The following is a 25638-nucleotide window of genomic DNA, read 5'->3' on the forward strand; positions in this document are numbered from 1 at the left end:
TAATTTGTATTAAAATTGTATTGATTTAAATAATAATTGATGTTATATTTGTATTAAATTAAATGAAAGGGGATACAAAATGAAAAAAAATCGATTAGTTATTGTTGGGGCTGGTAGTACCTATACAATTGGGATGATTATGAGCCTAATTGAAGAGAAAGCGCAATTTCCTTTGGAAAGTTTAACCTTTTATGATACTGATGAAGAACGACAAGCTCAAGTAGCTGAAGCAACAAAAGTCATCTTACGGGAGAAGTATTCTGAATTGAAATCGTTCCACTATACAACCTCGAAGCAGGAGGCTTTTACCAATATTGATCTCGCCTTTATTCAAATTCGTACAGGTGGGTTAGCTATGCGTGAGCAGGATGAGAAAATCCCCTTATCGCACGGAGTAGTAGGACAGGAGACATGTGGACCAGGAGGAATGGCATATGGTATGCGCTCGATTAAAGATATGATTGAGCTCGTTCGAGAGATTCGCCACTTTGCACCTGAAGCGTGGGTTTTAAATTATACCAATCCAGCTGCCATTGTAGCAGATGCACTTCAACGTGTGTTTCCAGAAGACAAGAAGATCTTAAATATTTGTGATATGCCAATCGCTATTATGCATAGTTATGCCGATATGCTTGGTAAAGAGGTGTGGGATCTTGTTCCTTCATACTTTGGCCTTAATCACTTTGGCTGGTTTACAAAGCTGGAGGACAAGCAAGGACAAGATTTAACGCCAATCATTAAAGATAAAATTATTAATGAGGGCTTTAAACCAACCGACAATGAAATCGCTAATGATGAGTCATGGAAAAAAACATTTCAACAGGCACGTCAAATGTTAATTGATTTTCCAGATTTCCTACCCAATACGTATTTACAGTATTATTTATATCCAGATCAATTAGCTGCAAAAGAGAAAATGGATAATACTAGAGCAAGACAAGTGATTAATGGCCGACAAAAACGGGTTCACGAGCTTTGTGATCAAATTATTAAAAACCAATCGACCGCAGATGCAGACTTAGAGGTTGATGTTCATGGTATTTATATGGTCAAAGCCGCTGCCGCCCTCGTTTATAATTTAAATGAAATCTACATTGTTATGGTTGAGAATAATGGCATTATCTCAAACATAGCTGATAATGCTATGGTTGAGGTACCAGCTTTATTAACGGTTAATGGGTTAAAGCCACTAGCTGTGGGTGAAATTCCGATTTTCCAAAAGGGCCTAATTGAGGGACAGCTTGCTTATGAAAAATTAGTTGTCGATGCATACTTTGAGCAAAGCTACAGTAAGGCTTTACAGGCACTGACATTAAATCGCACGGTGGTCAATGCGAATACTGCACGCGCAATATTAGATGACTTAATCGTAGCCAATCAAGATTATTGGCCACCATTAACATAAATACGAAAAAGGAGGTAAAGGCATGAAAGGAATCATTATTAATGCCGATGATTTTGGCTACTCAAAAGCAGTTAATTATGGAATTATTGATGCCCATGTCGACGGTGTATTGACTTCAACAACGCTAATGGCGAATATGCCTGGAGCAGAGCATGCTTACCAGCTTGCTAGTCAGCACCCTAATCTAGGTATTGGTGTTCATTTAACGCTAACTTGTGGTCAGCCGTTACTTAAGGGTCATCATACTATTGTTGATGCTGATGGCCAATTTAAAAAGCTTTATCATTATCAAAAGCTCTTTCACATTGATCAAGAGGAATTGTACAAGGAGTGGAAGGCGCAGATTGAAGCAGTGATAAGTGGTGGTGTTACACCGACACACTTAGATAGTCATCATCACACAAACAATCTAGACGCCGTTTTACCAGTCTTTAAGAAGCTTGCTAAAGAGTATCAGTTGCCTGTGAGACACAATTTTACCGACCCTAAGCAGGACAACCTTGTTTCTACTGACTATTTTGAATATAATCCAGAAATTCTTAATGCAAGTGCAACTGAAATCATTGAAAGATACGAAAAGTATGACACGATCGAGATCATGTGTCATCCGGCGTACCTTGATAAGTCTGTCATGACAGGCTCATCATATGCGACACCGAGAATAGAAGAATTAGACATGCTAGTTAACCCAAAGGTAAAAGAAAAGCTTTATCGTTCTAACCAGTTTAAATTAATAACTTATCGTGACCTATAAACGGAAGGGGTTAAAGAATTATGAAACGATTTATGCAAACATTAGGGAAATCAATGTTAATTCCAATTGTCGCAATGCCAATTGCCGGTATTTTATTTAGATTAAGTGCTGGTGACTTGTTAGATATTCCTTTATTCCAAGCTGCGGGTGCCATTTTCATTCATATGACTGTCTTAATTGCGATTGGGGTTGCCATGGGCTTAGCCAAAACAAAGGATAAGGGTATCCCGGCGTTAACCGGTTTTCTAGCTATTACTGTCTTAAATGAAGGGCTTTCAATCATGAACCCGGAGCTAGATATGGGGGTATTTGGTGGTGTTATCAGTGGTATTTTAGCCGCAATGGTTTATAACCGCTTCAAAGATACCAAGCTTCCCAATATGTTTGGTTTCTTTGGCGGAGAAAAACTCCCGATTACAATTATTATTCTATTAATGATCCCTGTGGCAGGAATATTCTCATTAATTTGGCCATATGCGCAGCAAGGTATTGACGGTTTTGCCCAGTCATTAGTAGGCTTAGGCGCATTAGGTGTCTTTATCTTTGGTTTTTTAAATCGGTTTTTACTTCCGTTGGGCCTGCATCATGTTATTAATACCTATATTTATTTCGGTCTAGGAAGCTATCAAACAGAGACTGGAGAAGTTGTAACGGGAGAAATAACTCGGTTCTTAAATGGTGACCCAACCGCAGGTTATTTCCTTGGTGGCTTCTTCGTCATCATGATCTTTGGTATTCCAGCTGTTGCCATGGCCATTAGTCGAGCAGCTAAAAAAGAGAAGGCAGCTGAAACAAAAGCTCTGATGTCATCAGGTGGGCTAACGTCAATCATTGCTGGTATTACTGAGCCAATTGAGTTTACGTTTATTTTCACATCACCGCTGCTTTATTTCATTCACTCGGTTTATACAGGCTTGGCAGCGGCAACCTTGTATTTACTTAACATAAGAATTGGGTTTGCATGGGGTGGAAGTGCGCTTGACTATTCATTAAATATTGGTCTCTCTAATAATGGTTTATTGTTGATTCCGGTAGGTCTTGTCTTTGGTGTCTTATACTACTTTACCTTTTACTACTTGATCAAGAAGCGGAATATCAAAGTTGTTGGACGCGAGGATGAAGCAACATTTTCTGAGCAATCAACAGAATCGGAAAGAGAGTTGTCATTAGGTCATAATAAACTAGAGTATATTGCAAAGAAAATTGTAGATGCGATTGGCGGCAAAGAAAATGTCACCGATTATGAGAATTGTATGACAAGGTTGCGACTAGTAGTAAACGATATGGCTAAAGTAGAGGATGATAAGATTAAGCAAACTGGTGCACACGGCGTTGTTAAGGTTGATAAACACCATCTGCAAATTATTATTGGTCCTGAAGCAGGTGCGGTATTAAGTGAATTTAAAAAGTTTGTTGAATAAAAAATTGGTCTAGTAACCTAGATGAAAACCTTACATGAGGTCGAAGGGTTAGACGTATGAATTTGAAAAGTAGGGGGGGGGGACAGCAGTGCGACTAATAGAGAAAGAGACCTATCAGGAGGCATCGATAGCTGCTAGTCAGCTATTAATAAATTTGGTAACTCAAGAACAAGACCCAGTCATTGGTTTGGCAACGGGTTCAACACCCGAAGGCTTGTACAAGCAGTTAGTTGCTAATTATCAAGCAGGCAACGTGTCATTTACTAGTGTAAAGACATTTAATCTGGATGAATATGTCGGTCTCGGCCCTGAGCATCCAAATAGCTATTACTATTATATGGCTCAGAAATTATTTAACCAAATTAATATTAATCAAACACAGACACACTTGCCAAATGGACAAGCAGTCGATTTGGCAAGTGAGTGTAAAGTATATGAACACTTAATAGCTAATGCAGGTGGAATTGATCTCCAAATCCTTGGTTTAGGTGGCAATGGTCATATTGGCTTCAATGAGCCTGGAACATCGTTTCAAAGTAACACCCATGTCGTTCAATTAGATGCGTCCACAAGAGCAGCCAATGCTCGTTTTTTTGAATCGGAGGCTGCCGTACCAGCCCAAGCAATTACGATGGGGATTAACACGATTATGAAGAGTAAAGAAATTCTCTTAATTGTTACGGGAAATGGTAAAGCGAAAGCGTTAAAGCAACTACTTAACCAAGAAAAAAACGAGCAGTTCCCTGCTTCTGTTTTACATGAGCATGGCAATGTCACGATTATTGCTGATCAGGCGGCACTGTCAGAGATGAAATAACGGCAAAGCACCACCGAATTGGTGGTGCTTTGCTATTCATTTATTTTTTTTCGATAGCTATAAATACTCACCCCTACTCCAATTAAGATGACAATGCTTCCACCGACTAGCCAATTATATAATGGTGTTGCGGTTTCTGGTAAAGCTTCACCGTTTCGTTCATTTGATTCGGATAGATCATTATTGTTGTCTAGATTGTTTTCTGATTTGTCCATATTAGCAGAGGATTCACTATCATTCCGTGCTTCTTCATTAAGAATATGATCATTTTCAGAGTTGGTATCATTTTGATCATCACTATTTTCATAGTCAGGAAAGTTTTCTTCTTCAAGCTCTCCCGTCCATGCTAAATAAAAGTCATCAACGCTACCCCATGATTCAGTTCCCGCTGAAATCTGGGTACCAATTGTAATTGTGCCGTCACTAACTCTTATATCAGTAATTTCTGGTACATACCAATTTCCCCAGCCATTAACCAGCGCTTCCTCTTGATAGCGTTCTTCATTTACCTGTGCAAACAGATACATTTCTTCTTCAGAAGCATCACCTTGAATAGCCATTGACAAAGTGTAGTAGCCAGGCTCCAAGCCTGTAATTGTTTGACTTAATCGGAAATCAACTATACGATCATTCCAGAAGTGGACATGGTACTCACCAGTTCGAGAATTACTTCGACCATGTGTAAAATCAGCATGATTAGTAAAACCTTCTGGAAAATCAATTGTCCACATACTACGGTCAGCTTCCTCAAAGCTGGGATTGCGAACAAAATTTTCAGCTAGAACAATAAGCTGTGCTGAGACGTTGCGTTCTGAAGCGGTTGTACCCTGAATGATATAAGTGTTGACACCAGTTGATAAAGCGTTATTAATTTCTGCTTGATTCCAGCTAACTGCTTCACGCTCTTCACTACGATCATTATAAACAACAGTAACATGCTCAGGAAAGCTAGGGAGCTGACCAAGCGGCACTTCTACAGTGACGGGTTGAATGAAATCAACTTCCCTTGGCGTGATTGCACCTGTTTCAATATGATTAAAGATATTTAGTGTAGGAAGAGGGTAACCATTAAAGTCGAACAATGCCTGGTTATCTACCGAACTTCCACCATACCACTGACCAGCATCATCAGGATCGTAGCTAGCCGCATAGCTTGAGGCCCAACCTGAACCATACGTTTCCCATAGTTGCTGATTCTGCTCAAACTGATTTGGTGGACCAACAGGTAACCAAGCCGGTTCCCAATAAAACAAGCCAATTCCTGCTTCACCAATGTCTGCCATTGCTTGAAAAGCATCACGTAACGCATTTGCCTGACCTTGTATCGTGAAGGGATAGGGGGGATTCACTTCTTCACTTGAAATTGTATTACTGTGCCCATCACCATCCTCAGCTGTATATGCATATGATGTTTCAACCATTAAGACTTGTTTATCATAGGTATCTGCAATATGACTTAATTCAGTTGTTAGATTTGCTAATGTTCCATGCCAGTAGGGATAGTATGAACTAGCAAAGACATCATAATCGACGTTAGCTTCAGCAAGATTAGCTGCCAATGTCCGATAGCGCCCTTCTGTTTCTGGATTGGTGAAGTGAAGTGCGATTGGGGTACTGTCATCGAAGTCTCTAACTGCTTGACTTCCGGCATTAAATAATTGGACCATGCTAGACCAATCCTGTTCACCTGCAATAGCATTGTTTGTCTCATTGCCAACCTGCACCATGCCAATATCAATTTGTTCATCACGCAGAGCAGATAGTGTATCATAGGTGAACTGGTAAACTGCTTGCTCTTTCTCAACTATATTCATGCTTTGCCAAGCTTTTGGCGCCTGCTGCTTGGCGGGGTCTACCCAAAAGTCTGAGTAATGGAAATTAACCAATAACGCCATATTATGCTTAGTTGCTCGTTTACCTATTTTAATTGCGGTTGCAACATCATTATTTCCACCACCATAGCCATTACCTTGTTCATCATAGGGATCATTCCAAACTTTAACCCGAATATAATTAACACCAGCATCAGAAAGTGTTTTAAAAATATCCTGTTCTAGGCCAGCCTCGTTATAAAATTTGACACCGCTTTCTTCAAGGGAAATAATTGTGGAGATATCAACCCCTTTAATAAAATCCTCGGCTAAACCATCTACTCGTTCGACAAAAATATCGGCTTCAACAGGTGCAACTTCTGGTTCAGTAATACGTTCAAGACGAACGTCATCAATAAAGCCCCAAGCTTCTGAATTCCCTGAAATGTTCATTCCTATCGCAAATAGCGATTGGTCTTCTGCTAACGCAAACGTTAAACTAATTCTTTGCCAATCAGCCCATCCTGTTGTTAGGTGAACGTCGTCGCGCTCACCATCACCTGCAAATAATTGAACCTGAGCCGCGTCTGTGTCCGCTCCGCCCATGATATAGGCTGATAGTTGATAGTTTCCTGCTGGGAGCTGCTTTAATTCTTGACTTAGCTGAAAGGATTCAGCAGATTCAACAGTTTCACTGACAAAAAAATTAAAGGTATAGCTTCCATCGATAGCGGTTTCATTACTATGGTTAAGTTGAATATCGTTCCAATTTATATTATCCAACTCCCAACTGTTATCAGCAAAAAAATCCTGTTCAAAGCTCCCATTAACTAGTAGATTTTGTTGACTAGCATTAATAACTGGTTGTGTGTGCGGGATTAAAGTAAAAGCAAGCAACCCAATTAGTAGTAATAAAATCTGGATTTTCTTAAACATTTTCTTTCTCAGCTCCTAGTATCAATGTAATGACTTTAAAACGCCTGATTTGTTCAAAGTCCGTTCTTTTGGAAGGGCGCTCTGTGCTCCTGCCAATCCTTATGAGATAAAGAGGGTTATCGTGTTGATTGAAAAATTACTTTAGTAAAATTATAAAACGCTTACACCATTTTTTAAATTGCAACATGTTCGCTCATATCTTCAGATTATTAAATTTTACTTAATTTAGTAACACTTTAATTGATCCTTACACCCAAAGTAAGTAGCTTGGAGTGTGTCAAAAATCCTGACATAAACAAGGGAAAAGTTTCAGAGATAGGACTTAAAACCAATGTAAACGTTCACTTTTTGGTACATTGTTTCATGAAAGCGCTATTTTATTGACACTTAGTTTTGTGGTGTTAAGATCAGACTATAGCAAGCGCTACCATCATTTTAAAAAAGAAGACAAAGAGTGTGAAAGTAACTTGGGCATGAGCTAGCTATGTAGTCATTTAAGGTAATTTCAAAAATAAAGCGATTTCATTGCTTTGTTTAGGCTTACTACTGGGTGGAGAAGTAAGTTTATCTACCTAAAAAGAGCCAGTGCTTTTTTAAAAAAACAAGGAGGTTTTATTATGAGAGTTCTTATGGTTTGTTCGGGTGGAATGTCAAGTGCGATTGTCGTCAAAGCATTAAAGCAAGAAGCTGAAAAACAGGGCTTGGAAATGGAAATCAAGGCAGTAGGCACGAGTGAGTTTAGTGAAGAAGTAGGTAGGGACTATAACTATGCCCTTGTTGCTCCACAAGTAAAGCATCGTTATAACGAGTATAAGAAGGCGGCAGATCAAGCAAATGTCCCTTGTGAAATGATTCCTCCACGTGGATATACACCGATTGGTGCGCCAAGTCTCATTAAGCAAATTAAAGAAGGAGCCAAATAGTAGCTAGTATACGTTTGAAAGGATGAACAAGTTATGATGGAAAAATTCCTGCAATGGTTAGAAGAAAAATTTATGCCGCCAATGGCGCGTTTGGCTGAGCAAAGACACTTAAGAGCTGTAAGAGATGGTGTTATTTCAACGCTTCCTTTAATTATTATTGGTTCATTCTTTATTATTATCGCTCAACCACCTATTCCGTTTTTAGCTGAATTAGTTGCACCATATGTTGGAGATATCATGATTCCGTATCGGCTGACGGTAGGATTGATGAGTGTCTATGCAGCCTATGGAATGGGGTATAGCTTAGCGAAATCATACAGCCTTGATGGGGTCTCAGGTGGTGTGTTATCATTAGCGACCTTTTTAATGATGAATATCCCTCTTAACGTTGATGGCATTATGGAAGAAGCTGCAGGTGCCGGAATTGAAGGAGCAGAAGCAATGGGTTGGGTCCTGCCAATGGGTAACTTGGGTGGAGCTGGAATGTTTACTGCTATTCTCTCAATGGTTGTTGCCGTGGAAGTATTAAGGTTTATGAAGAAGAAAAAAATTACTTTAACGATGCCTGAGCAGGTTCCTGAATCAGTTGCTCGCTCTTTTGAAGCATTGTTTCCAGCAGGTGTTGTCATTATCCTGACTTGGGTTGTCAGAGTCATGCTAGGGCTTGATGTTAATGCAATGCTAATGAGCGTATTTGCACCATTAGTTGATTTATCCGGAAATAATTATTTTGGTGTTATGTTGCCTGTCTTACTTATTACCTTATTGTGGGCGGCTGGTATTCACGGTGTCTCTGTTATCGGATCAGTTATGCGACCTGCTTGGTTAATTATGCTTGATGCGAACGTTGCTGCTGTAGCGGATGGTGCGAGCATGAGCTATGGTGATGGTGGTGTCCCTTATATTGCACCAGAACCGTTTTACCAATGGCTAGTCTGGGTAGGAGGATCTGGGGCAACCTTAGCACTTGCGCTTTTGCTTGTTGTTTCAAAATCAACCTATTTAAAGCAAGTTGGTAAATTCAGTTTAGTTCCAGGTATTTTTAATATTAATGAGCCGATGATTTTTGGTGCACCGATTGTGATGAATCCAATTCTGGGTATCCCATTTATTATTGCACCAGTGGTAACGACGACTATTTCATACTTTGCCGTGCAATTGGGCATTGTCAATGGATTTACCGTGATGGCACCATGGACATTACCGGCTCCTATTGGGGCCTGGATGGCTACTGGTGGTAGCATTGCCGCAGTAATTCTAGTATTGATTAATATTGCGATTGCGCTAGTTATCTACTACCCATTCTTTAAAGTCTATGAAAAGAAAATGATAGCAGAAGAACAAGCAGATACAGCTACTGTTTAACAATAAGACTTAAGTGGTTAAACGCTTAACCACTTAAGTTCATTCTATAAAAAAAGTGAGGGATTAACGATGAATAGTGAACAGGCGATTTTTGAAATTATTGCTAATGCTGGGGATGCTAGAGATTTAACTTATCAAGCGCTAGATCAAGTTGCAGAAGGCAACATTGAAAAGGCCTTTGAATTGGTTGAGCAGGCTGAGAAGACAATGGATCAAGCACATAATGCCCAGACAAAGCTTATTCAACAAGAGATTCAAGGTGAAAAAGTAGATGGTAGTCTATTAATGGTTCATGCTCAAGATCATCTGATGACGGCAATCTCAGAGCATCAAATGGTTAAACGGATGCTGCCTATTTTTAAAAAGCTAATGAAGGCAGAAGCTAAATAAGATGACTTACTTCATCTTTGCCCTCTCTTTACTAACCATTGTCCTTTCTGGAATTTGGCTTGTTAGACAATTCAGAAAGAGATACCAGCCAAATCGCTGGTTAGTTGGCTTTATTGGCCCGCTCATTTTAATTTTGCCCTTAATATTTACACCAAATTTACCGAACTTTCTTTGGGTTGGTTTAATTACGCTTTTTTGTTGGACCAATATTTATTTTTTTGAAACGACACGCATGCTGCTTGAGACTGGGAAGATTAAAACAGGCTTCAAGTCAAGCCAAGTTACAAAGTAATAAACATGGATAGGATGAGCGATATGGCATATTTCATAGGTGTTGATGCAGGTGGGACAAAAACAATTAGTACAGCGTATGATTCAGACGGAACAAAGCTCAATCAACATCAAGAGGGCTTTGGAAATATCCGTGTCAATCGAGAGACTGCATTGGAGCACATTACCCAATCAATAGATGCACTTATTCATCACTATGGAAATGAAACGTTAAAGGGAATTACAATTGGTATTGCTGGACTTCCAGATGGTGAGCAAGAAATGCTACAAGCGCACTTTTATTCACGCTATCTTGTGGAGGTAAAGATTGTAAGTGATTACTTACTTGCATACAAAAGTACATTTGCTGATCAGGATGGCTTGCTAGTGATCGCAGGAACAGGATTTGTCATGTATGGAGAAGCCTCAGGAGAATCTGTCAAGTTTGGTGGCTGGGGTCATTTGCTAGGTGACATTGGTAGCGGTTATGATCTTGTTATCCGAACGATTAAAGCATCAATTGATTATTTTGAAGAAAAATCGGAAATACCAGTGCTTATGAAACAGATTTTGCATCAGCTTAATATGCAAGAAATTGAAGAAATAAAGCACTTTATTTATGGAAGTAAGAAAGATGAGATTGCTAAGCTTGCACCGATCGTTCTTCAGCATGCAAAGGAAGGGAATCAGCTAGCAACTCAGATCATTAAAGAAGCATCAGAAGCTATAGCAGATAAAATAAGAAAATTCATTGACCGTAAAGGCACATCAGCTAGTAAGCTTTGCTTAACTGGTGGAATCCTAGAAAATGCACCTATACTGGTCGATTATATATTAGCTGACTTGGACAAACAGGGTATTGTAGTTGAGCTAGTCAAAGCAGCAGATCCAACTCGGGCTGTCCTCTATTACAACACAAAGAAGCAAATAAACAATCAGGGGAAATATGCAGTTGGGTTAATGTCTGGCACTTCATTAGATGGGATAGATACTGTCCTTTGTCGTATTTCAGGAGTTGATCATAATACGTCAATAGAGGTCGTTGATTTTCAAACATATCCGTACACACTGTCAGTTAAAGAGAAGGTAGAGCGTATGGTGAGCGGCGACCATATACGTGTATCTGAACTGTCTTCTCTAAACTTTGAATTAAGTTATGAATACTCAAATTGCGTTAAAGAAATCTGCCAACAAAATCAACTCAATACTAGGGACCTCTTCTATGTGGCATCACATGGTCAAACCGTGTTTCATGAAGCTGAATTGGCTGATAGACAACAACGTTCTACATTACAGTTAGGTGAGCCAGCCGTCATTGCTTATCAGACGGAAGCAACAGTTGTATCTAATTTTAGAGCTAAGGATGTTGCTGCTAATGGTGAAGGGGCACCGTTAGTTCCTTTTAGTGAATATGTTCTGTATACTAGTGACAAAACAAGAATTCTATTAAATATAGGTGGAATAAGCAATTTAACCTTGATTCCCGCAGCCGGTTCACTTGATGCGTTAATCGGATTTGATACTGGTCCGGGGAATATGATGATAAATGAAGCAATGCAATTGTTATTTAACTATGAATATGATGACCAAGGGAAAATTGCTGAAACCGGTGAACTAATTGAGCCAATGCTGGAAGAGCTAATGTCCCACTGGTTTATTGACAAAGCTCCGCCTAAATCAACTGGACGGGATGAATTTGGCAAGGTCTATACTGAACAAATGGTTAATAAATATCTGGATAACAATCCAGCAGATATTGTGCATACCTTGACGCGTTTTACTGCTCGTAGCATTGGCAAGCATATTATTGAATTTTTACAGATCAAGCATTCTATTGATGAACTAATTGTATCGGGTGGGGGTACTCATAATCATACGTTGATAAGGTACTTGCAAAATGAACTTGCACCAGAGGGAATTAAGGTTCTAACACAAGAGGATTTAGGCTTTTCATCAGATGCAAAGGAAGCTATTGCATTTGTTATCCTTGGTAATCAGACAATGCATAAGCGACATTCCAATGTACCAGCTGTAACAGGTGCTAATAGGCATACTGTTTTAGGATCGGTGACGTACCCAGATTAACAGAAGGGATAGATAAATATGAAACGGTTAGGCATCTCAATATATCCAGAGCATACGAGTTATCAGGATAACATCGACTATATAAGCTTGGCGAGTAAATATGGTTTTAAACGTATCTTCACCTGCTTATTATCTGTGAATAAGAGTAAAGCCGAAATTATTGATGAATTTCGTCGTTTAATTGAACATGGTAATGCACTAGGGATGGAGACCATTTTAGATGTAAGCCCCCGTGTCTTTGCGGAGCTGGATATCTCGTATAATGATCTATCCTTCTTTGCTGAGACGAAAGCTGCTGGGATAAGATTGGATATGGGCTATTCAGGTAATGAAGAAGCCTTGATGACTTTTAATCCTTTTAATTTAAAAATTGAGATTAATATGAGCACCGGTGCAAGGTACATTGATAATATCATGAAGTATAAGCCCAATCTGGCTAATATCATTGGTAGCCATAATTTTTATCCGCATCGCTATGCAGGGTTATCGTATGAGCATTTCATGAGGACCTCTAAGCAGTTTAAGGAGCTGGGTCTACCAACAGCAGCATTTGTTTCATCACAACATGCTCATATTGGACCATGGCCAGTTGATGAAGGGCTTTGCACCTTAGAAGCACATCGAACCTTACCAATTGACGCTCAGGCGAAGCATTTATTTGCCACTGAACTGATTGATGATGTGATTATTGCAAATGCATTTGCCACCGAGGATGAGCTTAAGCAGTTAGCTAATCTTGATCCATACCTGCTAAAGCTCAAGGTTGAATTGAATAGTGATGTACCAGAGTTAGAGCGAAAAATCGTCTTGGATGAATTCCATTTTAACCGTGGCGATGTATCTGATTATATGATCCGCTCAACCCAAAGTCGCGTTAAGTACAAAGGGCATAACTTCGAGGTCTTTAACCCGAAAGAAATTAAAAGAGGTGACATTATTATTGAAAGTAGTTTATATGCTCATTACGCAGGTGAACTGCAAATTGCACTTAAGGACATGGATAATTCAGGGAAAACAAATGTTGTTGGACGGGTTGTTGATGAGGAACTATTTTTAATAGATCTTATTCAACCTTGGCAGAAGTTCAGGCTGTATCATAAATAACTGTGTTGCTTATCATAGCCCCCTCACAATAGACTCAGTTGCAGTCTATTGTGAGGGGGTTTAAAAAATATTTTAATTTAAAGGCTATCATCACTAAAATTAATTAGCCAATTTACTGTAAATATGTCAGCATATCTCACATGAATACGCATAAAGTTTCAAAAAAAAGTAGGGAAAACAATGTAAACGTTCACTTTGTGGTACAATGTTTCATGAAATCGTTATTTTATTGACACTTAGTTTTATGGTGGTAAGATCAAACTATAGCAAGAAGGAGCAAGCATATGAAAATCGCAACAATTCGATTAAGAGAATATTATGATCACGCAAGTATTACCGAGCAAGCAATTATTGATTTTGTGCTAAATCATCCGGATGGAGCTTCAAAAATGACCATTTACAAACTTGCTGAAGAAACCTTTTCTTCACCATCATCAATTATTCGCTTATGTAAACACAATGGGTTCTCAGGGTATAAGGAATTTTCTAAGTCACTCATTTACGAGCAAGCGATCCGAAAAACGTATAAAAATAAAGAAATCGCTGATGTAATAAAGGCCGATTACATTGATGAAATTGTTAATAAGGTGACGAATAAGAATATTCTTTCCTTAGAAGAAACAACGAATTTACTTGATTTTGATGTCCTTAATCAATGTGTTGAGATGATCTATGATTGTGAGAAGCTTGTTATCTTTGGGATAGGTGCATCCCAAATTGTTGCTAAGGACGCACAGCTAAAGTTTACGCGCTTAAACAAAATGGCATATGTCAGTGAAGATTGGCATACACAGTTACTTATGGCACGAAATATGACACCAAAGGATTGTGGCATTGTCATTTCTTATTCAGGACAAACTACTGAAATGATCGAATGTGCGAAAACAGCTAAGGCGAATAAAGCACCTATTATATCGCTAACTAAGTATGGAAGTGCACCTATTATTGATTTAGCAGATCATAATTTATTTGTTGCTGCCAATGAGTACGCATTTAGAAGTGGTGCAATGTCATCACGGATATCACAACTAAATTTGATTGACATTATTTATACAGCCTATGTCAATATGCAATATGAAAAATCAATTGAAATTTTAGAAAAAACGCAGATTAGAAAGGAGCTGGATCGGGATGATTAACTTAAACAACATGTCAACAGAACAACAAAATCCTAACACGATGAATCTTGATCAGATGTCCTATTTAGAGGCGTTAACCGTTATGAATCAAGAGGATATGAAAGTGGCTGAAGCAGTTAAAGAGGTTTTACCTCAAATTGAACAAGCCGTTGCAAAAATTGTCCCTTCTCTTGAGAATGGTGGGCGACTCATTTATGTTGGTGCAGGTACAAGTGGACGATTGGGCGTGTTAGATGCAGCTGAATGTCCACCGACATTTGGTACCTCGCCAGAAATGGTTGTTGGTTTAATTGCAGGGGGAGCGCAAGCTTTTACCAAAGCCATTGAAGGAGCAGAAGATAACAGCGCCTTAGGCGAGCAGGACTTAAGAGCGATTAATTTAACGGCAAATGACGTCGTAGTTGGACTCGCTGCAAGTGGTCGTACACCATATGTTATTGGTGCACTTGAATATGCAAATGCCATTAAAGCAACGTCGGTTGCAATTTCTTGTAATCAGAATTCTGCAATAGGAGCCGTCGCACAAATTCCTATTGAAGTGGCGCCAGGACCAGAAGTTCTATCAGGATCAACCAGATTAAAAGCAGGGACGGCGCAGAAGATGGTCCTTAATATGCTATCAACTATTTCAATGGTGGGTATTGGAAAGGTTTATAAAAACTTAATGGTTGATGTTCAGCGAACCAATAAGAAGCTTGAGACAAGAGCTGAAAATATCGTTATGCATGCAACTGAAGTTGACCGCGAAACAGCGAAAGCAAAATTATTAGAGGGCGAAGGCAATGTTAAGCTAGCTATTACCATGATTTTAATAGACTGTGATGTAAATGTTGCCAAAGCTAAGCTAGCAGGTACTAACGGTCATATTAGAAAGGCTATTCAATAATAATCGGAAGAGGTGTTTTGTATGGCTAAGGGAAATGAACAATTAATTAATGAAATCGTTGAGTTAGTAGGTGGGGTGGCAAACATTAATGCTGCCACAAACTGTATGACCAGATTGCGTATTCGGTTGAAGGATGACGATAAAGTTAACTTTGAGAGTCTAAAAGCAACTGAAGGGGTCATGGGTGTAGTTAAAGCAGAGACGCTGCAAATTGTGGTCGGACCTGGAAAAGCAAAGAAGCTGGCTGATTTACTCGTAGAAAACTTTGCTGTTAAACAGGATGGACAAGCAACTAATGATTGGCAAGACAATAAAGATGCTATTAAAGGGAAGCAAAAACAAAGTAAGCTTAAATCGGCTTTAGAAACGATCTCAGGTATTTTTATTCCGATGATTCCAGCGATTATCGCTGCCGGGATCTTTAATGGATTCAGTAGTTTAATTGGCACCTTACAAGGTGAAGCAGTAATAGATGGTCAATTTTGGGAAACTCTTCGTCTACTCTTCTCATTGATCGGAACAGGGTTCTTAGGCTACTTTGCTATCTATACAGGAATTAATTCTGCAAAACGTTTTGGGGCAACAGAAGCCTTAGGTGGGATGGTTGGTGCAATGTCAATCGCAGCCCCACTTGTGGATATTTCACAATTGTTTGGGTTGTATGATGCTGAACAACCATTGAATTCTATTCTTACAACAGGTAAGGGTGGTATTATTGGTGTCATTCTTGGCGTATTTATTCTAGCGAAAATTGAAAAAACTGTCCGTAAACGGATTCCAGATGTGTTAGATCTGATTGTTACACCGGTTATTACTTTACTAGTCACTGCTCTTTTATTTGTTTTTATTGTTATGCCATTATCAGGCATCCTATCAGATTGGTTAGTAAGTGGTTTAAGTGTCATCATTGGCTCAGAATATGCTGTGGTTAACGTTATCTCAGGTTATATCCTAGCCGCTGTCTTCTTACCAATGGTGTTATTAGGGCTTCACCATGGTCTTATTCCGATTTACGCTATTCAGCTAGAAGCATTAGGCGGTGTATCTCTATTCCCAGTACTAGCAATGGCGGGAGCGGGCCAAGTTGGGGCTGCGATCTCAATTTATTTAATGTGCCGAAAAGTGGGCAACGATCGCCTTAAGCAGGTTATCGCGGGTGCATTACCAGCAGGTATTCTTGGTATTGGTGAACCATTAATTTATGGTGTTACCCTTCCATTAGGAAAGCCATTTATTACAGCAGGTCTAGGGGCAGGCTTCGGTGGTGCTTACGTTATGCTAACGAATGTTATGGCGAATGCTTGGGGACCATCTGGTCTAGTTGCTGTTCCTTTAATGCATGCTGATAAAATGATCCACTTCGTAATTGGCGTGTTTATTTCTTATATCGCTGGCTTTATCATCACACACTTATTTATTAAACGAGATGATATCGCAAATGCCTAATTCACTTGGATTCTCTGTGTATGTGTCAACTTTTGAGCAGCAGAAGCCTATGCTGGAAAAGTTAACTGGAAGTGAAAATTACATTTTCACTTCCTTTCATATCATCGAGGAAGTCGATGATCGCTACTGTAATCAAGCGATAGCGATGTGTAATTGGCTTGATGACAAGCAATTCAATATTATTGCTGATGTTTCACCAAAGACACTAGAGATTTTTAATGAAACAGATCTTATTTTATTTGCGAAACAAATGAAATTAACAATATTACGCTTAGATTATGGATTTTCTGATCAAGAAATTAACTGGATTAATCAGCAGTTTCCGCTAGCGTTCAATGCGTCAACCCTATCACTTCCGAAGCTATTAGACGATAAGCAGGCTGAAAGCTATGCTATGCACAACTTTTATCCCAGACCAGAAACAGGCTTGGATTCAAATTTATTTCAATCTATTGAAAATGACCTAGCTAAGCAAGGTATTCAGTCGATTGTGTTTATTAGTGGTGATGCAGTGCAACGTGGACCAATCTTTGAAGGTCTACCAACAATGGAGCACCATCGCTATCTTCCACCATATTTGGCGTATTTAGATTTGGTGAAGAATTACCAGGTCAAGCACGTGTTTGTTGGAGATGTCTTAATCTCAGATTACCAGGTACGCTTGATAACAGCGTTTCAGCATACTAACGTTATTCAAGTGCCGGTTACTTTTCATGATCGCTATCACCATCTCTACGATCAAACCTTTACGATTCGTATTGATTCTCCGAGAGGCTTAATGCGTTTGCAAGAGTCAAGGGGCTATGCAAGCTTGGGTGAAAAGGTTGATGAATTCAATTGTTTAGCAAGAAGTCGAGGTAGTATTACCATGGATAATGAGAATTACCAACGTTATTCAGGTGAGATACAGGTGTTAAGAAATGACTACCCAGCTGATCATAGAGTAAATGTGATCGGAAATATTGCTGAAGATTATCTTCAAATACTTGAATGCATTGAAAATGGGGATCAGATCAAATTTATAAAAAAATAACCATGTATAACTAAAGTAATGCGTTTTAAAAAACTTTTGTGCTTAATCCACTTTGGATAGTCGCAGAAGTTTTTTTATACTTTTTTCCTTTCTAAAATGAAAATAAAGTATAATAGAGCTGAAAAAGATTAACTAGCAAGCTCGAGGTGAATGAACATGCAAAAGGTACTAAAGAGTAATTTCCTCATTATGGCAATTTGTTTATTTGGTTTGGCTGGAGCCATGTTTATTTTAAATAATGATAAGGTTAATTTGACGATAGAAAATGGCTATCATTCTGTTACAGCAGAACAGCTTGGTAATCAAAGCCTTCTTAGTTTAACTGGTGAATGGTCATTTTATCCCAATCAATTTTTGACAACTGAGGCAATTTGGAAAGAAAAAGAAGTCACTACTTTGGTTAATCTTCCACACTCGTGGAGAGATGAGGATGTTACATACTTTAAACAGTCCGATCGCTATGGCTATGGAACATATCATTTACAGTTAGAAATACCAGAACAACTGGTCGGCCAATCCTTTGGTCTCTACCTTGAGCGAATTGGAAGCGCGTATCGCCTATTTGTGAATGGAATTGAACAAGAGGGTGTTGGCGTTGTCAGTCAGTCCGCTCAGCACGAGCAGGCAAGCTTAACACGCAATGCTGTGTTTATTCAACCACAGGATGAAAAGATTGATCTTGTCGTGCATGTTTCAAGCCATTCCTTTCGCGAGGGTGGAATTTATCAAAATATCTACTTTGGGCTGGAGCAGTTTGTTCTTAACAGTTATTTAAAAGATTTAGCGCTAGAAGCAGTCTTAATCGGCGCCTTACTCGCGATCAGCTTGTATCATTTCATCGTGCTTCGAATTAGAGGGAACGATCTATCAAATTTATATATATCTTTAGTAGGCGTGCTTGGCGCAATTCGTACATGGGTATACAATGAGGAGTTTGTCTTCTTGCTTTTTCCAGAAATAGATTGGCAGGTCATGATGAAGATTGAATACATTACACCGTTGCTTATTTTTATTGCGCTTATTCTATATCTGAAGAAGAATTATCAAGCTGAAGTTAATGGGACCGTTGCAAACTTGTCAATCATGCTTATCGTTGTTGTTTCTACATTTATTCTCTTTACACCAACGCGCGTGTTTACCAATTTAATAAATATTCATGTTTTGATTATGGTCCTGTTACTTGGTTACTATATCTTTTATGTTGGGATAATTGCCACGTTTCGGAAACGGCCAGGGTCGGTCATCTACCTTATTGGCTTAATGATCGGCGTAGTTGGTATTATCAACGATACCTTGTTTGTCACAAATGTCATCGATACCGTTAACCTATTTTCTTATAGTATTTTTTCTTTTTTAATTTTTAGAGCAATGATTTCTTCTTACCGATATGGGTTAACATTTGAAAGAAATGAACAGTTGAATAGTGAACTTATTCAACTAACAGCTAATTTAGAAGATAAGGTTGTGGAGCGCACAAGTGAGTTGTTAATGATGAATAAGGAATTAAATTCGTTGCAGCGACAGCGAGGAGAATTGTTGACCAATATCGCTCATGATTTAGGTGCCCCCCTATTTGGCATTCAAACACATCTACATCTTATGAAGAAAACAGATTTGTCACAGGATGCCAGTGAACGTCTTCAAGCACTCGATGAAAAGCTCCTTTATATGAAACGGCTAATTAATGATTTGTTTGATTTATCGAAGCTTGAATTAAAGCATTTATCATTCTATTATGAGCGGGTACCGGCAGAAGGGTGGGTACAAAATAATAATAGAAAATGCCAGCAAAGTATATTAGATCAAGGAATGGAGTGGGAATATAAAAAAGAGCTAGATCTAGAAGATTATACGCTGTTTATTGATCAGACTCGGATAGAACAGGTTATAGAAAATTACCTGCAAAATGCGGTTAAGTTTAGTAGAGGAAAAGGGTATTTGTTAAAAATCTCGTATGAATTGGAAAGTTCTCAAAGCAATCAGTTTTTAAAGGTCTCAATTAGAGATTTCGGTGTTGGCATATCTGGGGATGACCAAGTGCATGTATTTGAACGTTTTTTTAGCAATCGAGAAGGCGTAACAGAAGGAACTGGTTTAGGGCTTGCTATTTCAAAGGCAATTATTGAACAGCACGGTGGCACTGTTGGGGTTGTCAGTCAACTGGGAGAGGGCAGTACTTTTTACTTTACCTTACCTCTCGAACTTAATTGAAAACATACTAAGATTAGTGGGCAAGATCATCCGGCGATGATCTTGCCCACTAATCTTAGTATGTTCTTATTGAAGCTGCTCTAATATTTCGAGAGCTTGCTTACGATTTTTCACATGAAGCTTTCGATAAATGATTGATAAATAGTTTTTTACTGTGCCTTCACCTAAAAAGAGCTTGGCAGCGATCTCACTATTGCTATAACGTTTTAATAAAAGTAATAACACTTCTCGTTCCCTAGCAGTAAAGTGATAAGGGTCAAGTGCTGTTAACAACCTGCCTTGATGCGCATCGTCACTAAGCGTAACGACAAATTTAGCTAGCTTCTCCGCTATTTCAAAGGGTACATAATACTGGTGATTTGCAGCATCACGAATATTCTTTAATAATTGATCAAAATTGTTGTCCTTCAATATGTATCCATTTGCACCATTAGCTAGTCCTTGCACAATATAGTTCTCTTCATTAAATGTTGTAAGAATTAAAACAATCAGATTAGGCTGGGTTAATTTTAATAGTTTAGTAGCCTCTATTCCATCCATAATCGGCATTTTAATGTCCATTAATACAACATCTGCCTCAATAATAGCCAACTGTTCAACGGCCTCTTGCCCATTTCTAGCAAGTCCCACCACTTCCAAATCGTCCTGTAATTCAATAAACTCCTTCAAGCCAGTTCTGATCAACTCTTGATCATCGGTAATAAAAATACGCGTTTTATTCAATGTGATCACCACTATCTGCAAGATTCTATGTTACTTATCATTTTACCGCATATTCTGACAAAATAAAATAATTGTGACAAAAAGTCACTATTTTGTTCACAATTTATATGATTTAATAGGTTAAAAGGATGACTTATTTTATTTTTTTATTTAAAAAGGTTGATGGTCATGGGTTTTTAGAACTAAATAGGGGTGAGGAAATGAAATTATCATATCAATTGTTTAAGAAATTATTAGTTGTCTTGTTAATTGTCTTAATTGGAGTTTCGCCATTGCAAACACCGTTACGGCTTTTAACAGTGACTGCTGCAGCACCAACGATTACAAATTTACCACCGCTTGATTATCAAGAAGGTGATGGGGACGTTCAAGTTGCACCCAATATTGAGATTACCGGGGGAGGATCATACGGTGATGGTTATGTTCGTTTCACAATTACAAATAGTGAAGCTACTGACCAGCTTTCCGTTATTCAATCCAGTTCGCCATCATCTGAAGCTGGGATCGTATCCATTGTTGGTACAACTGTTTATTTGGGAGAGGGTGGTAGTAGTCGAGTTATCGGTACGGTTAACGCGACCTATAATGGAGCAAATGGACAACCGATTCAGATTGATTTCTCAACACCATTAGTTAATGCAGGGTTTGAGGAAGATGTACAACGTGCAATTATTACGCAGCCGAGTGATATGGGGGCTAAGCATCGGATTAATGGTTGGGATATTACCCTTGATAAATATGTGGTTAGTCCACTAGAAAGTGGTACCCAAGGAACACTCAATCCTTCATATAATAGTAGCTTTAGAATGCAATTTGAAGTGCAGGCAAGTCAGAAATCAACTGGGGCTTATGCGTTAAGATTAGAGGCTGAATATTGGGTTAACGAGACGCGTGGTGCCTTTAATCTGGTTCAGCCTAACTTTGCAGTATTCCACGGTCCGTGGGCAATAAGTGATTCATTCTATGCCTATGAGAACGATACAATTGCCTTAGATTGGTCTGCTGTAAATGGTGGGGATGATTATGATGTTTATGCCTTTTTAGTTAACGAAAATACTGGGGTAGAGACACGATTATTTTATGGGCGTGGTCGAACACAAGCGTGGACAACGACAACTGCGAGCATTCCAAATGATGGGCAATACCGCTTTAAATTTATCAGTGGTTCCTATGATGGAACGGGCGGAGGATTAATGGGCGCATCGCTTTACATTGATAATATTAGATATTTTGGAAATGTCATCTCTGATGTTGTTGTACAACAAGCAGCTCGATTAATTACATACTCGAGCAATGCACCGCGTCATGAAAATACAACCAAAACGATTGAAATTGAAGTGAAAAATGCGAATGAAGAAGAAGTAAAAGTAACGCAACCCATTAAAACAGAGCCGTTAATTAAATTTGCTGATCAAGATGACAGCAATCATGTCTCAAAGGATATTGAACTCGTAACTGAGACAAAAGATGGCGAGACCATTACTTGGTCAGTTGATAAACCGGAATTCTTTGATGTATTGACTGGTACAATCACAAAGCCATCATTTACAACAGAAGATGAAACGATTGTCTTAACCGCAACTATTGAGAAGGATGGTAACAAGACTGAAAAAACCTTCACCCTCGTGATTAAAAAGGGTGAACAAGCAGAATCGATTAATTTAACTTTACAACCGTTTAGCCCAGTTAAACCAGGCTATGTTCAACTAACTTTACCCGACTCATTACCTGAAGAGAATATGCGATACTATCGGGTTCACGATCAAGAAACTGTGCCATTGAATCAGAATCAAATGATTGATCCCTCTGGTTGGACGCCATTAGATGAACAAGCTAGTCATGAGCTTGAAGCGACAAACGGCTCTTATATTGAAGTTGTTGAAGTTAATGATCAGAATCGGGTAGTAAAATCATCGATTGTAGGACCAACTGATGATGGCAAACCATTACAAGACGCTGTTGAAGCAGCAGAGCAAAGTTTGAACACTGCGTCGGACAGCACTACACGCTATGAATCGTTTGCGTTCGATTTAACTGACGAAACCTATCTTGGCCTGCAAACAAGTCAAGCAGAATTAGCAACAGCATTAGACGCTGAACCACAAAATAAAGAGAATATTTTGATGAAAGCAGCAAGTTTAAAGCAAGCGATTTTGGCTTTAGAACAGTTGATTGAACAAAAGCTACTTGACCAAGTTCTTGATGAAGCAGAAGTTATTCAACAATTGGCTAAAATAGCCGATGCACGTTATCAAGCTGCTGCAGGCGAGCTGAAAGAACAAGTTTATCAGGAGTTTAGCCAAGCAGTTAGTGAACTTGAAGCTAAGCTAACGGCTGACCCGCAAAATAAAGAGGATATTTTACAGCAAGCTAAGCAGCTAGAAGAAGCAACAAAAGCGTTAGAGCAAGCAAGCGAAGCCAAGGAGCTGGCTAATGCGTTAGCAGCCGCTGAAGCAGCACTATCTAAAGGACAATCTGCTGAACAACGCTATCAAAATGCTGGCGGGGATGAAGAAACATCTGTCTATTTGGACTATTTAGCAGTAAAGGATATTTTAACAACAGCGATAGATACCAAGCCATTAGACAAACAATTTATCCAAGAGCAGACGCAATTGCTTGATCAAGCAATTGCACAATTAAATGCTGCAAGCGAAGCAAAAGAATTAGCCAATGCGATAGAAGCAGCAGAGACAGCAATTGAACTTGCTAAGCAACATGTGGAACGTCACCAAAGCTTGAATGGTGAGTATGCAAGCTATATTTTTGACCAGACAAAACAAGCGACGGAGCAGTTAAAGCATGAGCTTGAACTAGAGCAGCCTAGTACAGAAACCATTATTGAACAAACAAACGCTTTATTGGAGCTAGCGCAGTTACTTGATCAGCATAATAATCATTTTGAGGCTGCTCAAAATGCGCAAAAGGTGAGCAAAGCAGCAACTGAGGCAATAGTTAATTACCAAGCAATCCAGGGTAATCAAACTGAACCAACTTATGTGAATACTATTCAGCTTGATAAGACATTAACTTCGCTTCTTGAAACGAGTACAATTGAGCAAACAAATGAGATTGTTCAACTTACCAACGGTTTAGCTGAAATGACGAAAAAGCTAAATCAAGAGGTTAACCAACTTTGGAAAACGGCAATCATAGAACAAATTGGTGAAATTAAGACAATGCCAATGGCATATCTTGTGACTAATTTGATTGAGCAAGCAAAGCTAACTCAGACAGACCGAGCTGACGTATTTACGGCATTTGTCGATAAACTGTTATCTGATCAGCCAACAGTCAAACTGACAAGGGCTAAAGATATTGACTTAATTCTACAAGCAATTGCTAAGTCAAATAAGTCTGCAGCTGAACAGGAGCTTGCAAAGAAAGCATTAATTGGTAAGGCGATTTTAGAGCTTTCAGCAGCAGATGCACCTACCCAAAAAAATAAATTTCAGCAACAAACAAATCAGGCTATTGATGCGGCAATTTTAACACTTACCAATGAAAGTAACCAAACGGAAATGCGCACATTACATGAATTGTATGTCGACATGATTAGCTTAACAAGAGATCAAGCTTTTCACTTTGCAGACAATGATACCTGGGAGAGCATCACGCGTCCGTTTATTACGTTGAACAAAGGAAATTACGGTTCAATTATTAATTGGTCATCGACAAAGCCGGAGGTTATTGGCATTGCTAATGGCAAAGCAATTACCAATCGTCAACAGCGTGATCAATCAAGTATTCTTACGGCGACCCTGACCAATGGTAAGCAGCAAATTGAGAAGAGCTTTTTGCTAATTGTAAAGAGTAAGCAAATTGGAGATAAGTTTACTGAACAAACATTACGGCCGGTTAATATTGGCTCAAACAGTAATACCAAGCAGTTTGCAGCGATTGAGCGGATTAACTTACTTGATCAATCTAATACACAGGTAGTTAATAAGATTAACAAGTTGATTTTAACGAGTGATATGGTTCAAGAAGCTGGAGCTGGTACAATCCGTATTTTCCTACCTAACGATGTTATAAATCCAGCAGATGAATTAGCAGTTGAGGTTCCTGCAAATGTATTAGCAGCATTGACGGGTGGATTGGAGATTCACACTGACTATGGTCAAATCTATTTGTCTGCTGAACAAATTGCTCGTCTACAAGCGACCAGTAATGAACTATATTTCCGTCTTGTGCCAGTCAATGAGCAAGGTGAGCAAATCGAGTTAGTAAACCGGGCTCTTAACCATCTGCCATTACAACAAGAGCTTGAGCAACTATATGGTAAACATGGAAAAATAAATATATTAGGTGCTCCAGTAGAGATTGAAACAAACTACAAGGGCTTTGAAACAACAATTATGCTCCCATTAGCAGATGTTTTTTATGACGGAATTAATCTTAATAATCTTCGAGTCTATATTGAGCATAGTGATGGTGAGATAGTAGTAGCTGAAGGAGAGCTTGTTTATGATGAGCAAGGCAATCCAGTTGGACTAGCCTTTACCATTGAAAAGTTTAGTACCTTTACAATCATCGAATTGGCTGAGGAAGTGACCACACCGACTGATCCTGATGAAGAAGATGGTGGAAATGGAAGTGGTGGAACTCCACCTAATCCAGGTGGGGGAAATGGAGTTGGAGGAAACGAAGGGAAAGCATCAAGTGATCAAGATGGGGATGATAACATTACCGTTGAGGATCGGACGAGCGAGGATAGTAAAGAAGCCCTTCCCAATACAGCAAGCAGTACCTTTAATTGGTTAATTGCTGGTTTCGTCCTAATGGTGAGTGGAGTCATGTTGAAGTTTGTGAAACGGAAGAAAGTATAGTAGGAAAGGGATACACTTAAGTGTGTCCCTTTTCGTTGTGCGTATAAAGGGATAATATTCGCATATTTTATCAAAAAAAAGAAGGAAAAT

General features: G+C 39.0%; 18 protein-coding genes. 16 read left to right on the plus strand and 2 right to left on the minus strand.

What is annotated here, in order from left to right:
• Window positions 1-79 precede the first annotated feature (79 nt).
• From BM000_RS11840 to nagB, 4 genes are all read left to right on the plus strand, one after another.
• Entirely contained in the window at window positions 80-1405 is a 1326-nt protein-coding gene (locus tag BM000_RS11840) for a 6-phospho-alpha-glucosidase (RefSeq protein ID WP_091498635.1), read from the plus strand.
• A 22-nt stretch (window positions 1406-1427) separates the two neighbouring features.
• Window positions 1428-2159, plus strand: coding sequence for a chitin disaccharide deacetylase (gene chbG / locus BM000_RS11845; RefSeq protein ID WP_091498637.1), 732 nt, complete (start codon window positions 1428-1430; stop codon window positions 2157-2159).
• Window positions 2160-2179: 20 nt separating this feature from the next.
• Window positions 2180-3580 (plus strand): PTS transporter subunit EIIC, encoded by a 1401-nt coding sequence (locus tag BM000_RS11850; protein WP_091498640.1) that lies wholly within the window; start codon window positions 2180-2182, stop codon window positions 3578-3580.
• Between the two features lie 88 nt (window positions 3581-3668).
• Entirely contained in the window at window positions 3669-4397 is a 729-nt protein-coding gene (gene nagB / locus BM000_RS11855; protein ID WP_091498641.1) for a glucosamine-6-phosphate deaminase, read from the plus strand.
• Between the two features lie 32 nt (window positions 4398-4429).
• On the opposite strand, the gene BM000_RS17105 is transcribed toward nagB, so the two are convergent.
• A complete protein-coding gene (locus BM000_RS17105) occupies window positions 4430-7144 on the minus strand; it encodes a glycosyl hydrolase 53 family protein (RefSeq protein ID WP_091498644.1) in 2715 nt (904 codons plus the stop codon).
• A 617-nt stretch (window positions 7145-7761) separates the two neighbouring features.
• Here BM000_RS17105 and BM000_RS11865 point away from each other — a divergent pair.
• The 11 genes from BM000_RS11865 (at window position 7762) to BM000_RS11915 (ending at window position 19996) form a co-directional block, all read left to right on the plus strand.
• A complete protein-coding gene (locus BM000_RS11865) occupies window positions 7762-8067 on the plus strand; it encodes a PTS sugar transporter subunit IIB (protein WP_091498646.1) in 306 nt (101 codons plus the stop codon).
• A gap of 36 nt (window positions 8068-8103) precedes the next feature.
• Window positions 8104-9432, plus strand: a complete 1329-nt coding sequence (locus BM000_RS11870) for a PTS sugar transporter subunit IIC (RefSeq protein WP_091498973.1) — start codon at window positions 8104-8106, stop codon at window positions 9430-9432.
• 69 nt (window positions 9433-9501) lie between these two features.
• Window positions 9502-9822 carry a PTS lactose/cellobiose transporter subunit IIA gene (locus tag BM000_RS11875; RefSeq protein ID WP_091498649.1) on the plus strand — a complete coding sequence of 107 codons (321 nt, stop codon included), beginning with the start codon at window positions 9502-9504 and terminating at the stop codon, window positions 9820-9822.
• Between the two features lies 1 nt (window position 9823).
• Window positions 9824-10114 (plus strand): hypothetical protein, encoded by a 291-nt coding sequence (locus BM000_RS11880; protein WP_091498651.1) that lies wholly within the window; start codon window positions 9824-9826, stop codon window positions 10112-10114.
• A 23-nt stretch (window positions 10115-10137) separates the two neighbouring features.
• Window positions 10138-12177: an anhydro-N-acetylmuramic acid kinase AnmK gene (gene anmK, locus BM000_RS11885; protein ID WP_177178290.1), complete on the plus strand. Its 2040-nt coding sequence runs from the start codon at window positions 10138-10140 to the stop codon at window positions 12175-12177.
• Between the two features lie 18 nt (window positions 12178-12195).
• The gene (locus tag BM000_RS11890) at window positions 12196-13281 is read left to right on the plus strand and encodes a DUF871 domain-containing protein (protein ID WP_091498656.1); all 1086 of its coding nucleotides are present in this window, start codon (window positions 12196-12198) and stop codon (window positions 13279-13281) included.
• Window positions 13282-13565: 284 nt separating this feature from the next.
• Entirely contained in the window at window positions 13566-14420 is an 855-nt protein-coding gene (locus BM000_RS11895; RefSeq protein ID WP_091498659.1) for a MurR/RpiR family transcriptional regulator, read from the plus strand.
• Window positions 14413-15306 (plus strand): N-acetylmuramic acid 6-phosphate etherase, encoded by an 894-nt coding sequence (gene murQ / locus BM000_RS11900; RefSeq protein WP_091498661.1) that lies wholly within the window; start codon window positions 14413-14415, stop codon window positions 15304-15306. The genes BM000_RS11895 and murQ overlap by 8 nt, the downstream gene beginning before the upstream one ends.
• A gap of 21 nt (window positions 15307-15327) precedes the next feature.
• Complete coding sequence (locus BM000_RS11905) at window positions 15328-16752, plus strand: PTS transporter subunit EIIC (protein ID WP_091498664.1); 1425 nt, start codon at window positions 15328-15330, stop codon at window positions 16750-16752.
• The gene (locus BM000_RS11910; protein WP_177178291.1) at window positions 16745-17785 is read left to right on the plus strand and encodes a MupG family TIM beta-alpha barrel fold protein; all 1041 of its coding nucleotides are present in this window, start codon (window positions 16745-16747) and stop codon (window positions 17783-17785) included. Before BM000_RS11905 ends, BM000_RS11910 begins: the two co-directional genes overlap by 8 nt.
• A gap of 156 nt (window positions 17786-17941) precedes the next feature.
• Window positions 17942-19996, plus strand: coding sequence for a sensor histidine kinase (locus BM000_RS11915; RefSeq protein ID WP_177178292.1), 2055 nt, complete (start codon window positions 17942-17944; stop codon window positions 19994-19996).
• Window positions 19997-20062: 66 nt separating this feature from the next.
• Here BM000_RS11915 and BM000_RS11920 read toward each other — a convergent pair whose 3' ends face one another.
• Window positions 20063-20719, minus strand: a complete 657-nt coding sequence (locus tag BM000_RS11920; protein ID WP_143063934.1) for a response regulator transcription factor — start codon at window positions 20717-20719, stop codon at window positions 20063-20065.
• Window positions 20720-20919: 200 nt separating this feature from the next.
• Here BM000_RS11920 and BM000_RS11925 point away from each other — a divergent pair, with 200 nt between their 5' ends.
• Window positions 20920-25548 (plus strand): LPXTG cell wall anchor domain-containing protein, encoded by a 4629-nt coding sequence (locus tag BM000_RS11925; protein ID WP_177178293.1) that lies wholly within the window; start codon window positions 20920-20922, stop codon window positions 25546-25548.
• Window positions 25549-25638 lie beyond the last annotated feature (90 nt).

The sequence above is a fragment of the Amphibacillus marinus genome (assembly GCF_900110345.1).
Classification (GTDB): Bacteria; Bacillota; Bacilli; order Bacillales; family Amphibacillaceae; genus Amphibacillus_D; species Amphibacillus_D marinus.

Coding starts and splice junctions, on each gene's coding strand:
- murQ (WP_091498661.1), top strand. CDS start 14,413: ATGATTAACTTAAACAACATGTCAACAGAACAACAAAATCCTAACACG.
- BM000_RS11910 (WP_177178291.1), top strand. CDS start 16,745: ATGCCTAATTCACTTGGATTCTCTGTGTATGTGTCAACTTTTGAGCAG.
- BM000_RS11915 (WP_177178292.1), top strand. CDS start 17,942: ATGCAAAAGGTACTAAAGAGTAATTTCCTCATTATGGCAATTTGTTTA.
- BM000_RS11865 (WP_091498646.1), top strand. CDS start 7,762: ATGAGAGTTCTTATGGTTTGTTCGGGTGGAATGTCAAGTGCGATTGTC.
- BM000_RS11895 (WP_091498659.1), top strand. CDS start 13,566: ATGAAAATCGCAACAATTCGATTAAGAGAATATTATGATCACGCAAGT.
- BM000_RS11925 (WP_177178293.1), top strand. CDS start 20,920: ATGAAATTATCATATCAATTGTTTAAGAAATTATTAGTTGTCTTGTTA.
- BM000_RS11875 (WP_091498649.1), top strand. CDS start 9,502: ATGAATAGTGAACAGGCGATTTTTGAAATTATTGCTAATGCTGGGGAT.
- BM000_RS11870 (WP_091498973.1), top strand. CDS start 8,104: ATGGAAAAATTCCTGCAATGGTTAGAAGAAAAATTTATGCCGCCAATG.
- anmK (WP_177178290.1), top strand. CDS start 10,138: ATGGCATATTTCATAGGTGTTGATGCAGGTGGGACAAAAACAATTAGT.
- BM000_RS17105 (WP_091498644.1), bottom strand. CDS start 7,144: ATGTTTAAGAAAATCCAGATTTTATTACTACTAATTGGGTTGCTTGCT.
- BM000_RS11905 (WP_091498664.1), top strand. CDS start 15,328: ATGGCTAAGGGAAATGAACAATTAATTAATGAAATCGTTGAGTTAGTA.
- BM000_RS11840 (WP_091498635.1), top strand. CDS start 80: ATGAAAAAAAATCGATTAGTTATTGTTGGGGCTGGTAGTACCTATACA.
- chbG (WP_091498637.1), top strand. CDS start 1,428: ATGAAAGGAATCATTATTAATGCCGATGATTTTGGCTACTCAAAAGCA.
- BM000_RS11880 (WP_091498651.1), top strand. CDS start 9,824: ATGACTTACTTCATCTTTGCCCTCTCTTTACTAACCATTGTCCTTTCT.
- BM000_RS11890 (WP_091498656.1), top strand. CDS start 12,196: ATGAAACGGTTAGGCATCTCAATATATCCAGAGCATACGAGTTATCAG.
- BM000_RS11850 (WP_091498640.1), top strand. CDS start 2,180: ATGAAACGATTTATGCAAACATTAGGGAAATCAATGTTAATTCCAATT.